This window comes from Actinobacillus succinogenes 130Z (genome assembly GCF_000017245.1).
GTDB classification, from domain to species: Bacteria; Pseudomonadota; Gammaproteobacteria; order Enterobacterales; family Pasteurellaceae; genus Exercitatus; species Exercitatus succinogenes.
The window spans coordinates 1,930,375-1,943,610 of record NC_009655.1; the positions used below are offsets into that span (position 1 = coordinate 1,930,375).

General features: G+C 45.7%; 10 protein-coding genes. 4 read left to right on the plus strand and 6 right to left on the minus strand.

Annotated features, from left to right (window positions below; translation table 11 throughout):
- Positions 1–5: 5 nt before the first annotated feature.
- The 3 genes from ASUC_RS09085 to ASUC_RS09095 are packed head-to-tail and all read right to left on the minus strand — an operon-like array spanning position 6 to position 3,539.
- Positions 6–893: an ABC transporter permease subunit gene (locus tag ASUC_RS09085; protein WP_012073485.1), complete on the minus strand. Its 888-nt coding sequence runs from the start codon at positions 891–893 to the stop codon at positions 6–8.
- Positions 883–1,854: an ABC transporter permease gene (locus ASUC_RS09090; RefSeq protein WP_012073486.1), complete on the minus strand. Its 972-nt coding sequence runs from the start codon at positions 1,852–1,854 to the stop codon at positions 883–885. The genes ASUC_RS09085 and ASUC_RS09090 overlap by 11 nt, the downstream gene beginning before the upstream one ends.
- Positions 1,854–3,539, minus strand: a complete 1,686-nt coding sequence (locus ASUC_RS09095) for an ABC transporter substrate-binding protein (protein WP_012073487.1) — start codon at positions 3,537–3,539, stop codon at positions 1,854–1,856. Before ASUC_RS09095 ends, ASUC_RS09090 begins: the two co-directional genes overlap by 1 nt.
- 65 nt (positions 3,540–3,604) lie before the next feature.
- Here ASUC_RS09095 and ASUC_RS09100 point away from each other — a divergent pair, with 65 nt between their 5' ends.
- Complete coding sequence (locus tag ASUC_RS09100; protein WP_012073488.1) at positions 3,605–5,011, plus strand: YcjX family GTP-binding protein; 1,407 nt, start codon at positions 3,605–3,607, stop codon at positions 5,009–5,011.
- 62 nt (positions 5,012–5,073) lie between these two features.
- Here ASUC_RS09100 and wecA read toward each other — a convergent pair whose 3' ends face one another.
- Complete coding sequence (wecA, locus tag ASUC_RS09105) at positions 5,074–6,147, minus strand: UDP-N-acetylglucosamine--undecaprenyl-phosphate N-acetylglucosaminephosphotransferase (protein WP_012073489.1); 1,074 nt, start codon at positions 6,145–6,147, stop codon at positions 5,074–5,076.
- 137 nt (positions 6,148–6,284) lie between these two features.
- On the opposite strand from wecA, the gene hemL reads away from it, so the two are divergent.
- Positions 6,285–7,568: a glutamate-1-semialdehyde 2,1-aminomutase gene (hemL, locus tag ASUC_RS09110; protein ID WP_012073490.1), complete on the plus strand. Its 1,284-nt coding sequence runs from the start codon at positions 6,285–6,287 to the stop codon at positions 7,566–7,568.
- Positions 7,569–7,641: 73 nt separating this feature from the next.
- Here the strand turns inward: hemL and xerD are convergent, their stop codons facing one another.
- On the minus strand, positions 7,642–8,535 hold the full coding sequence (xerD, locus tag ASUC_RS09115; RefSeq protein ID WP_012073491.1) for a site-specific tyrosine recombinase XerD: 894 nt from the start codon (positions 8,533–8,535) through the stop codon (positions 7,642–7,644).
- A 3-nt stretch (positions 8,536–8,538) separates the two neighbouring features.
- Positions 8,539–10,980, minus strand: coding sequence for a glycerol-3-phosphate 1-O-acyltransferase PlsB (plsB, locus tag ASUC_RS09120; RefSeq protein ID WP_012073492.1), 2,442 nt, complete (start codon positions 10,978–10,980; stop codon positions 8,539–8,541).
- A gap of 145 nt (positions 10,981–11,125) precedes the next feature.
- On the opposite strand from plsB, the gene proC reads away from it, so the two are divergent.
- Together proC and ASUC_RS09130 are read left to right on the plus strand one after the other, a co-directional pair.
- The gene (gene proC, locus ASUC_RS09125) at positions 11,126–11,941 is read left to right on the plus strand and encodes a pyrroline-5-carboxylate reductase (protein WP_012073493.1); all 816 of its coding nucleotides are present in this window, start codon (positions 11,126–11,128) and stop codon (positions 11,939–11,941) included.
- Positions 11,941–13,077, plus strand: a complete 1,137-nt coding sequence (locus ASUC_RS09130; protein WP_012073494.1) for a 3-phenylpropionate MFS transporter — start codon at positions 11,941–11,943, stop codon at positions 13,075–13,077. The genes proC and ASUC_RS09130 overlap by 1 nt, the downstream gene beginning before the upstream one ends.
- Positions 13,078–13,236 lie beyond the last annotated feature (159 nt).

Sequence of the window (13,236 nt, forward strand, 5' to 3'; positions counted from 1 at the left end):
TCACCCTATTCGCCGTAACGTTCAAGGGTTTTGCAGATGCCGTTGCCCATTAAGATTACAATCAACAGGACAATAATAATTGCGATACCTGGCAAAATTACCGCCCAAGGCGCAATATAAATAAGTTCTAAACTGTCACGAATCATCGCCCCCCATTCCGGAGTAGGGCGTTGCGCGCCCAGCGAAATAAAACTTAACGCACTAATCTCTAACAGAGCAATAACAAACGCCTGTATAATTTCTCGAATATACCTCACCATAATATTCGGTAAAATAGTTTCACGCAGCAATATGCCGTTAGGCGCGCCGTCCAACCGCATCGTTAAAATATAATCCTTTTTCAGTTCCTGCTGAATTGCCAGATAAATTTCATGAATAAAATGCGGCAACAATGCCAAAGCTATCGCCAGCATGGCATTAGACAATCCGGGTTCCATTAATGTGGCTATCACAATAGAAATTAACAGAATCGGCACCGACAAAAACGCATCTAAAAAATGCCCTAATACGCGAGATTTAAAACCGCGCGACATACCGGCCAAAATCCCAAGTCCGCCGCCGATTACAGCCGTAAAAATTACAACGATTAGAGCAGAACCAAAAGTATAGCTCACACCGTTAATGATTCGACTGAACACATCTCGTCCCAAATCATCCGTACCGAAAAAGTATGCCACTTCCCCGCTCGCTACCCAGGACGGCGGAGTTAACTCTTTACCGATAAATTGCATATCACTGGCGTAAGGTGCAACAAATTTGCTGAAAAGTGCGGTCAAAATCAGCAACAAAAAAAGATAAAAACTGAATAATGCAATACGATCGCGACGAAACGCCAGCCAAATCCGTCGTAATGTTTCCGTTTCTCTGAATTCGTAAGGCTCTTTATCTAACACCGCCGGACCACCCTTTTTTATCAAACGGATCTAACAGAAACAAACACAGTCCCGCAATCAGATTGATAGACATAATAAATACACCGATAACAATCACCCCCACGGAAATACTGTTGTAATCTTGCTGGGCGACGGCATCGATCAACCAACGCCCCATACCCGGCCAACCGAAGGTGCCTTCCACCAGCATACATAATGCTAAAACGTAACCGACTAAACGGGCAATCAGAGGAATCAGCAACGGTAACATATTGCGTAAGACATAAACATGCAGAATACGTAACATTGACCAACCGCGCGTCACGGCAAATTTAATATAATTCTGCTTTAATACCCATTCCGTGCGTTGTTTAACGAATTTGGTAATTTCCATCGTGGGGGAAATCATCAGAACAATACTCGGCAACGCCAAATGCTGTAATACGTTTTGAATTGCTTTCAATCTATAAGGTACATCCATAAACCACACATCAATAATGGCAAATCCGGTAATCGGTTTAACGGAATACAGCAAATTCATCTGTCCGACCGCCGAAATTTCCCACCGGTTCACCGCCGCAAAATATAGTAAAATCGGCGCAATCCAAAAAACAGGCAGAGAAAGCCCGAGAGAAGAAACCGCACTAATCGTTTTCCCAACCATATTATTTTGTTGAAAAGCCCCCAGCAATCCCAGAGGTACACCGACAATCAGTGCCAATAAAATCGCAACGAAACAAAGTTCGAGGGTAGCGGGTAACACCGTGAAAATCATGGAAGCGATAGAATCGCCGCCATTATAAGTAATACCTAAATCGCCCTGTAACAAACTCCACGAATAGGACTTATACCCATCATAAATACTGGGTTCCGCATAGACTGCATTGGCGGGATCCCGCATGAAAATGGCATAACTGATAATACTCAATAAAAATAGATTGATTAATATCAGTAAAAAGCGCCGAATCAGGGAAAAAAACATTACTTTTTCTCCTTTTTCAAGGATAATTTCTCGAAATGAATATTTCCGAACGGTGTCACTTCTATTCCGTCCACCCGGGTATTCGAGATTAAAATACGTTTAACATTAGCTAACGGCAAAATCGGCAATTCGGAAAAAACCTGCTGCTGGGCAACGGCATAATCTACCGCACGCGCATGAGGATCCGAACGGATTAACGCCGAATCCAACAGTTGATCGAAACTTTCCGAACACCAATTTGAGACATTAGATACTTCGTCAGTGGTATCGCAACTCAATATCGGACGTAAAAAGCTGTCCGGATCCAAGCTGCTTGCCAGCCAACCGGCTAAAATCAAATCATAATCTTCCGTTTTATTATGCAGATTTTCCATTAAAAAATTACGCGAAATTAACCGCACTTTAACATTCAGTCCCACTGCATTTAAATCCGTTCGAATCATTTCCGCCATTTTAATAGGCGCCGGGTTGAACACTTGTTCTTCCTGAACCAACCACATTTCAAGCGGCGGTATCTGCATGTCGGCTAACATTTCCCGCGCTTTTTTCGGATCATAATCGAAGTGGGAAACCTCATTGCCCGCCGCCCACGATATTGCCGGAATAATATTATTTGCCACCACTGCCGTATCATAGTAAATATGCTTAATCAATCGTTCACGGTTGATTGCTAAAGCGATAGCACGGCGAAGCTCCGTATTCCGCATGGTCGGGCGCAAAAAATTAAATGCTAAAAAAGAAAGATTCATCCCTTCGGCGATAGTCGTTTTGAATTGTGCCCCGCTTTGTTGCAATAACCCTAGCTGACTCACTTCGGGAAAAGCGGCAATCTGGCATTCGTTATTAAAGAATTTTGCCATCCGGCCGATTTTATCGGTAGATAAATCAATCACAATATTGGCAATCTTCGCCGGTTTTCGCCAATAATACTGATTCGGCATCAAACGAACATACTGACCGCGTAAATATTCTTTTAGTTGGTAAGCTCCGGTTCCTACCGGTAAAGTATCCAATTGTTCCAAATTATCGTCCGCATTTAACTGCAATGCATATTCATGAGAGAAAATCACCGCATATTGACTCGCTAAATGAGACAAAATGGAAGCATCCGGCTCAAAAAGATGAATTTGTACCGTATAAGGATCGACACTTTCCACATAATTAATTTTTTGATTTAATTTAATACTTTCGAAATAAGGAAAACGGGTCTTTTTTGCTAAATCATGAAAAATACTGTATTGACGATTGACGATGTTTTGTTCGGTCTCCAGTTCGAATTCCGGTAAAGAAGTGTTGTGTCCCAATACCCGGTTGAGGGAAAAAACCACATCATCGGCATTAAAATTGCGGCTTGGAGTAAACCATGGCGTATGATGAAATTTCACACCTCGGCGTAAATATAAAGTAATCGTTTTTCCGTCGGAAGAAATTTTATATGATCGTGCCAAAGACGGCTCGACTTGCGAACTATTGGCTTTTATTTCAAACAATTTGTTATAAATCTGTTCCGTAACTACATTCATGCTGGTACCCGCATCTGCCGTCTGCGGATTAAACGAGAAGCCCGTCGCATGCGTACAATAAATCAACCCGTTATCGGTTAATTCCGCAGGTACCCGCGGTGCGGACAAAACTGAAAAACTCGTTATTAAAAAAAACAACAAAGTTACTGAAATCTTAAGCATAACACTGACTATTCGTGATAAATTATATAAAGTTTAAAGGATTTAGGTCTATTTGAAAAATAAAAATGTTTAATACCATTCAAAAAGAAATTCATCAAATTTTTGACCGCACTTTCGATCGCAGTTTACGGCTGGCGGTGACGGGACTCAGTCGTAGCGGTAAAACAGCGTTTATTACCAGTCTGATTAATCAATTGTTACATATTAATTCGGCAGACAACAAGCATCTTCCACTATTCGAAAGCGCGCGTAACGGAACCATTTTAGGGGTAAAGCGTATTCCTCAAGCAGATCTCAGCGTCCCCCGCTTCGACTATGAGCGAAACCTGGCGGAACTTGAACAAAACCCACCGCACTTTCCCCAATCCACCCGCGGCGTCAGCGAAACCCGACTGGCTATTCGTTATCAACGCCAACGGGGACTTTTCAGTTACATTAAAGAAAAAGGCACGCTTTATTTGGATATTTTCGATTATCCCGGCGAATGGTTGCTGGATCTCCCGTTGCTGGATTTAAACTATCGCCAATGGTCGCAATTTCTGCAGAAATTTACTACACCGGCCCGTCGGCAATTAAATCAGAGCTGGCAAGGCAAGGCGAGAAAATTGGATTTATCGGCACCCGCCAATGAGGAAACGTTAGCCACTATCGCCAAAAGTTACACGGATTATCTGCTTGCCTGCAAGCAACAAGGATTGCATTTTATTCAACCCGGACGTTTTGTGTTACCCGGCGAATTAGAGGGCGCGCCGGCTTTACAATTTTTCCCCTTAGATTATTTAACGGTATCCGAATGGGCGAATCTGGAGAAAAATGCCGGCTCTGCCAGTTATTTCGGTATTTTGAAAAAACGTTACGATTATTACCGCAAACGCGTAGTTAAACGGTTTTATGAAGATTACTTCGCCCATTTCGATCGCCAGGTTATCCTCGCAGATTGTCTGACGCCGCTTAATCACAGCCATGCGGCCTTCGAAGATATGCAAATGGCATTGCATCAACTGTTTAAAAATTTTCATTACGGCAAACGTAATCTGCTTTCCCGTTTATTTTCTCCGCGTATTGATAAATTAATGTTCATCGCCACCAAGGCGGATCATATCACCAGTGATCAAGTGCCCAATTTAATCAGCTTAATGCGTCAATTAGTGCAAGAAGGCGGACGTTATGCGGAATTCGAAGGCATTGATATTGCCTATTCTGCCATTTCGGCTATTCGCGCCACCAATCAAGTAAATGTCATTGAAAACGGTAAAACTTTTAAAGCTCTCCAAGGCATTCGCAGTCAGGATTTGCAAGCGGTTACGCTTTACCCGGGCAGCGTCCCGAGTAAATTACCGAAAGCGGATTTTTGGCAAAACCGCCGCTTTGAATTCGATACTTTTGAGCCCAGACAATTGGAAAAGGGCGAGGCTATCCCGCACTTGAGAATGGACGGCGTATTACAGTTCTTGCTGAGCGACAAACTGTAACTCACCCGTTCGACAAAAAACGGGAATTCTCCCGGAAATTCCCGTTTTTGTTTAACACCCCCTCACCGTTCGATTCGTCGTGAAGCACGGCGTTTCATGCGGCGAATAAAACGTGTTACGCGCCACGCCCGGGTAATAGAATAAAGATACAGAAAAAACAATACGATAAACGCACCGAACATAAACCATTCGTTCAGATAATAGACTTCACCGAGAATACCAAAACCTGCGCATAATGCGGCAAACAGGGTAATCACCAAGAATGCCTGACGCGATGTCAAACCCGCACGAACCATTAAATGATGTACATGCAAACGATCCGGCTTAAACGGACTCTTTCCTTTGCGCACCCGACGGTAAATCACAGCAATCATGTCAATTAACGGAATGGCAATAATCCACAACGCCGTCACCGGATTCATCGGATGTCCTTTACCTTGAGTACTCAACAATAGAATCCAAATCATGGTAAACCCGATTAGCGTGCTGCCGCTGTCCCCCATAAAGATTTTATATTTTCTACCGAACGGAATACAAAGATTGAACATAGAATATGGAATTAACGTCACAATTAAAGCAAAACACCAAATTGCCAAATCCCATTGGTTATCGAGAATCAGTAAAATTCCCATGGCGGCAAAACCGACACCGGATAATCCGCCCAATAAGCCGTCAATTCCGTCAATCATATTGAATGCATTGATCACGGCAATGGTCGCCAACACGGTAATCACAAAACCGACGCCGCCTAAAGTTACCTGGAAAGGTCCGATAATCTGTCCTAAATTATCCAGTGACAGTTGCCCGAAGTAAATCATCGCTACCGATAATGCCGCCTGCACACAAGCACGTAGCGCGGCGCTTAAATCAAAACGATCGTCCAATAATCCGATAATCAGCAAAACAGTAACGGAAAACAGGTAAAGATAAGGCAGACGGGTTTGTTCCCATTGCATTAAGTAAAAACATAAATTTCCCATAAACAGGGAAATACCGCCCAACAGCGGAATCGCTCCCTGATGGCGTTTGCGGTAATTGGGCTTATCCACCAGACCGATCTTTTCAGCCACCGGACGCCCCAAAACTATGGTTGCAAACGACACAACAAAGGTTAAAACAAAACTAAGCCACAACATTTTCACGCCTTATTTTCTTCTCCGAAAATCTTCGAAAGCATATCATAAACCCCTATTTTACGATAACATTTTTTATCATTTTCAAGTACAATACCGAAACCTTTGTTTCATTCACTTTGCAGATTACAGGAAAAATTATGTCAAATTCGACCGCACTTTTTCAACGCGCCCGACAAGTCATTCCGGGCGGTGTAAACTCGCCTGTACGAGCTTTTAAAGGCGTCGGCGGAACCCCGGTTTTTATCCAAAAAGCGGCGGGAGCCTATATTACGGATACGGACGGCAAACAATACATAGATTATGTCGGCTCATGGGGACCGATGGTACTGGGTCACAATCATCCGGCCATTATCGACGCCGTATTGAAAGCCGTGCCGAACGGTTTGAGCTTCGGCGCACCGACCGAAGGCGAAATCACTTTGGCTGAATTAGTATGCAGGCTGATTCCTTCTATCGAATTGGTACGTATGGTCAGTTCCGGCACGGAAGCCACCATGTCGGCGATTCGTCTGGCTCGCGGTTACACAAAACGTGACAAAATAATTAAATTCGAAGGCTGCTACCACGGTCACTCCGATTCCCTATTAGTAAAGGCCGGTTCCGGCGCATTAACCCTAGGACAACCCAGTTCTCCCGGCGTACCGGAAGATTTTGCCAAACATACTTTAACCTGTACGTATAATGATCTGAATTCCGTTAAATGCGCTTTCGAACGATATCCGCAAGACATCGCTTGCTTAATTATCGAACCGGTGGCGGGCAATATGAATTGTGTTCCGCCCAAACCCGGATTCCTGCAAGGGGTGCGCGAACTCTGCGATCAATACGGCGCATTACTTATCATTGATGAAGTCATGACCGGTTTCCGTGTGGCGTTAGGCGGTGCGCAAGCTTATTACGGCGTAACGCCGGATTTAACTGCGCTCGGTAAAATTATCGGCGGCGGAATGCCGGTAGGCGCGTTCGGCGGTAAACGGGAAATTATGGAATACATCGCACCGACCGGTCCGGTTTATCAGGCGGGAACCCTATCGGGTAATCCGATCGCCATGGCGGCGGGGCTAGCCTGCCTCACCGAATTATCCAAACCGGGCAATGAACAACAATTAGCGGAAAAAACGCAACAACTGGCAGAAGGCTTGAAAACCTTGGCGAAGAAACACGGAGTGCCTTTCATTGCACAATATGTGGGCGGTATGTTCGGATTATTCTTTACCGATGTGCCGGAGGTCACCAATTTCCAGGACGTCATGAAATGTGACGTCGCGAAATTCAACCGTTTCTTCCATTTAATGCTGGAACAAGGCGTCTATCTCGCCCCTTCCGCTTTCGAAGCCGGTTTCATGTCCCTCGCGCATTCCGATGCGGATATTGAACAAACGCTTAAAGCGGCTGATAACGCTTTTGCCGTATTAGCCTAATGTTCATAACAGAAAAAGTGCGGTCGAAAACATTAAATTTCGAGCCGCACTTTTATCTTTTAGAAAGAACGGATTAACCGCGCGGATGAAATTTTTCATGCAATCGCTTAAGCCGTTCTTTAGCTACGTGCGTGTAAATTTGTGTAGTGGATAAATCGCTGTGCCCCAGTAACATCTGCACCACACGTAAATCCGCACCGTGATTTACCAAATGAGTAGCGAAAGCATGACGCAAAACGTGAGGCGACAGGCTGTCGCCGTCAATATCCGCCAACACCGCATAATATTTAATCCGGTGCCAGAAAGTCTGACGCGTCATCTGCAAAGCGCGACGGCTGGGAAATACCACGTCCGAGCTCTGTCCGTTCAGCAACATCGCGCGTCCGTAACGAATAAACTCGCCCACCCAATACGCCGCCTCCTCCCCCATAGGCACAATGCGCTCTTTATTGCCTTTTCCGATCACCCGCACCACGCCTTGCGACAAACTGATATTATCCATGGAAAGGGAAACCAGTTCCGTCACCCGCAAACCGGTGGCGTAAAGCAATTCCAACATGGCTTTATCCCGCAATTCCAACGGCACATCGGTACTCGGTACGCTGAGCAAATCATTCACCTGCTGTTCCGTTAAATATTTCGGTAACCGGGTCGGCAACTTAGGCGAACTCAACGTAGCGCTGGGGTCATCCGGGCGGTAATTTTCCCGATAAAGATATTGAAACAGTTTGCGCATGGCACTCAGTAAACGGGCGGTACTGGTGGCTTTATAGCCCGCTTCCACCCGTTGTCCTAAGAAACTTTGTAAATCCACGGCATCCAGTGAAATCAAAGACAAACTATGAGCGTTCAACCAATCGCAAAGCGCGGCTAAATCTAACCGATAGGATTGAATAGTATTTTCAGACAGTCCTTTTTCCAACCAAATATCGTTAAGAAAAAGTTCTACTAATGCCGAATCTTTCACCGCTTATTCACTCTCAATCTCATCCAAATCTACCGCAGTTTCCACCGCACTTTTAATGGTTAAATTGATTTCGGTGGAAATGACGTGTTCAAGAATATCCGCCATGCCCTGCAGTTTCGTTACATCCGCATTGCCGGAAGTATCAAAATAGCCGTTGTCTTTCAAACTGGCGATAAAGGTGGAGAACACCGCTTTATCGAAGAATTCCGGCGAATTAATCCCGTGCAGTACGGACAAACGTTGAGCGATTGACTGGCTTTCTTTTTCCAGTTTGCCGCGCGAAATTGCCGGATCCTGTAATAAAATAGCAACAGTAATCAAATAACGCTGTAAAATTTCGCGCATTCCCGCCGACCATAATTGCAACGTACGCACACGCGGACGGTTAATGCTTAAAATATTTTCATTCAGTTTAATCAGTTGCTGACGATGCAGTTCCGCAATAATACGTTCCACTTTTTCGCGCAGAGCTTCCGGCGGCAAATGCATGAACAGCTCGGCTTTTAAGAACGGATAAAGTTTTTCTACCGATGTCAACACCAGATCTTTCTGAATAGCCTCATGATGCAACACAATACTGGCCACCAAAGACGGCAGCACTAATAAATGCTGAATATTATTACGATAATAGGTCATCAATACCGCATGATTACGCTCCAACCGCACCAATTCGCCGAAATTGTCTTTTTCGATCAGAATTCCGACACGATCCAAACCCAATACGTGATCCAGCAATTCTTTCGGTGGAGCGCTCGGAATAATAATGTCGTCGGAATAACTGACATTCAGCAAATATTGCTGATAACTTTCCAGCTGCTCCAGCAACTGTTCGCGCGATAACGCACGCTGACGGGAGGATAATAACGCCGTGCCCGTTAAATTCATAGCATTTACCGCCGCCGCTTTATTGATGTTCACCATCACTTGGCGGGATACGGCATCCACCGCTTTATTAAACCAGAGCGGGCGTTCGTCCCGTCCTTCGTTTTTCCATTCCGGGAAATGCCGATTTAAATAAGTACTGAGCGTAATAGGCTCGCCGAAATTAACAAAACCGCGGCCAAGATTGCGTAATTTTTTAATTACCCGCAACACCAAACCCGCATTTTCTTTTTCTTTCGCCGCACCGCGTAATTCTTTGGCGTAGGTATCCACTTCCAGCACGTGTTCATACCCCACATATACCGGCACAATGGAAATCGGACGGGTTTGACCTTGCTGCAACGCCTGCAGCGTCATAGACATCATCCCCGTTTTCGGCGTTAATAAACGACCGGTACGCGAACGTCCGCCTTCAATAAAATATTCCACGGAATAACCGCGATGGAACAATTCGCCCAAATATTCGCGAAAAAGCGTGGAATACAGACGGTTGCCTTTAAACGTACGTCGAATAAAAAACGCCCCCCAGCTACGGAAAATACGCCCCACCGGCCAGAAATTCAGGTTGATACCCGCCGCAATATGAGGCGGCACCAACCCTTGGTGATACAGCACATATGAAAGCAGCAAATAATCGATATGACTGCGGTGGCACGGCACATAAACGATTTCATGCCCTTCCAACGCCAAACGACGCACGCGATCGGCATGTTCTACTTCAATCCCCTGATAAAGTTTGTTCCATAACCAACCCAACAGACGATCCGCTACCCGCAAACTGCTGTAATTGGTATCGGCGGCAATTTCGTTCAGAATTTTTTCCGCTTCTTTACGGGCTTTTTCTTTTGTCATATTTTTACCGCGCGCTTCGTCTTCAATCGCCTGCAGTACGGCGGGATGCTGCAATAGTTTATTGAACATCGCCTGACGGTTCGGTAAACGCGGTCCCGTTGCGGAAATGCGTTGTTTGGCAAAGTGCATTTTGGCGATACGCGGCAATTTTTGCGCTAATTTTTCATCTTCACCGTATTCGTTCACCATATAACGCATAGACATCGCCTGTGAAAAACGCACGAAAGTATCCCGCCCGAACCAAATCGCCGCGATAGTTTTCTGCAAACCGTTCAATAAACGCAGTTTCGGTAAACCTTTATCTTCACGCCCCGGTGAACGCCCCCACAGCACGGAAACCGGCACCACCTGCACGTCTAAATCGGCCGAAGTGCGGTGCAATTCCAAATAATTTTTGAAAACTTTCTCCGTTTCCTTTTTTGCTCCTTTCGATTTGAAAAATTGGTGTCCTTCATCTAAAAAAACATAACGCGGCAGCACTTTACCTTCGATCCGATTATCCAGAAAAGGGTCCGGCAACCCTAGGCTAAGGCAGTTTTTGCGCAATACTACGAGATCGGTCTGCGACGTGTAAGGCAAAACATAAACGATAGGTTGTTCGATATTAAGTGTCAGTTCTTCAACGGGATTGTTGGGGATCGGATTGTCTTTCACCAAAAAAGACAACGGCCACGATAAAGTATTACGGTATAAATTTAAAAAGGCGCTCATATATTCATTTCCCTAAAGCCTATTGGCAAATCTGAGCGGTAGTCTATCATAAATCCTGAAAAAGAATACTAAACTCGGGGTTTAGTTTTTTCTAAATTTCATTAGAATGTGATCTACCTTAAAAAATGAAAAAGCGCTGAAAATCATGTCACATAAATCCCTCTATTTTATCGGCGGCGGCAATATGGCGCAGGCCATTGTCTTCGGGTTGTTAAAACAAGGCTACCCCGCCGACAAAATTACCGTTTGCGACCGCAACCAAGCCAAACGCGATTTATTTGCCGCACAAGGCGTACGAATAACGCAAAATCCCGAAACCGCCGCCGTACAGGCGGAAATCGTGGTGCTTGCAATAAAACCGCAAGCTGCGGCGGAATTGGCACAAAGCCTAAGTGCGGTCGATTTTTCCGATAAATTATTAATTTCCATTATGGCGGCAATTCCGGTGCGAAGATTGACCGCGCTTTTTCCGACTGTTCGTTATATCGTTCGTGTGATGCCGAATACGCCCGCCCTAGTATCGGCCGCCATGTCCGGCTTATTCGCACCGGAAAATGTACCTGACGAATTAAAACGGCAAGCGGCAGCATTGCTGACAGCGGTGGGAGAAATCTGTTGGGTGGAAAAGGAATCGGATATGCACATCGTCACCGCCGCTTCCGGTTCCAGTCCCGCTTACTTTTTCCTGTTTATGGAAGCCATGCAGCAAACGCTGTTAACCATGGGGTTAACCGATGAACAAGCACGCAAACTGATTCAGCAATCTGCTCTGGGTGCGGCTAAAATGGCGATTGAAAATCCGCAAACGCCGCTTTCCCTGTTACGGGAAAACGTTACCTCTAAAGGCGGTACGACAGCCGCGGCGCTGGCGGTGTTCAACGAACATCAATTCGCCCGCACCCTACAGCTTGCCATGCAGGCTTGCGTCGCCCGTTCACAGGAAATGGAAAAATTATTCTGATGCAACTCTCTCCTTTCAACTGGCTGGCATTCGCCTTTTTCGGTTACTTTCTCGCCTACGGCGTACTGGTGCCGTATTTGCCGGTGTGGGTAAAATCTCACGCCTACGACGCAGAATTCGTCGGCATTATTCTGTCCTCGTCCTATTTTTTCCGATTTATCGGCAGCTTTTTTTTCGGACGAATGATTAAACACAGCCACCAGCTTTTCACCGCCCTGCGTTTAATCGCTTGGACAATGGTAGCGACGACTTGTGTGATGGCGGTGACGGCGCAGAATTTCTGGTTATTATTCGTCAGTATCGGTATTTTCAGCATGTTGAACGCCGCCGGCATGCCGCTAACCGACAGCCTCGCCAACACTTGGCAACAACAGCTGGAACTGGATTACGGCAAAGCACGTCTGCTCGGTTCGCTGGCGTTCACTATCGCGCTGATTACGGTCGGACAACTTATCCGTTTCACCGGCGAACAAAATATTATCTGGATTCTGACCGCACTTTTTGTGTTCTATGCATTGCTGTTAATGCTTAACCCGCACCCCAAACCGCATGACAACGCGGAAAGTGCGGTCAAAAATTCGATCAATTACCGGACATTACTGAAAAATTCGAACCACGCCGGAATGTTGCTCGCGGCCTTTCTCATTCAGGGTTCCCACGCCGGTTATTACGTTTACAGCATGCTTTACTGGAATGAAAACGGCATTCCCGTACAGCTCACCAGTCTGCTATGGGGTTGCGCCGTGGCGGCGGAAATTCTGCTGTTTTTCTTCTCTAAACGCTTATTCGGGCATTGGTCCGTCCGTAATTTAATGTTACTGGCAACCTCCGCCGCCGTCATTCGATGGGCGGTGTACGGCGGCACAACGTCTATTGCATGGCTGGCATTATTACAGACATTTCACGCGCTCACCTTCGCCGTCATGCACTTCGCTATGATCCGTTACATCGCCCGACAACCGCAAAACGCCATCGTCAAATTACAGTCCTTATACAGCGGCTTGGCAAACTGTTTAGGCGTCGCCGTGATGACCATGATCTGCGGAAAAATCTACCCGTTATCGCCGCAAACCATGTTCATCACCATGTCGGCACTGGCGGCAATCGCCTTTTTCGTAATACCGCGAAAGATATAAACCATTTTGCGGATTTATCTGATAGAATCGGGAAGAATTTGCGCAAACGGTTTCGGGCATGGGAAAAGTGCGGTCGGGTTTTTACGGTGTTTTTGAGAATTTTACCGTTTGCAATAAATGAAACAGGCAAAAGTTATGAAGTTATTCCAAGCGTATCAA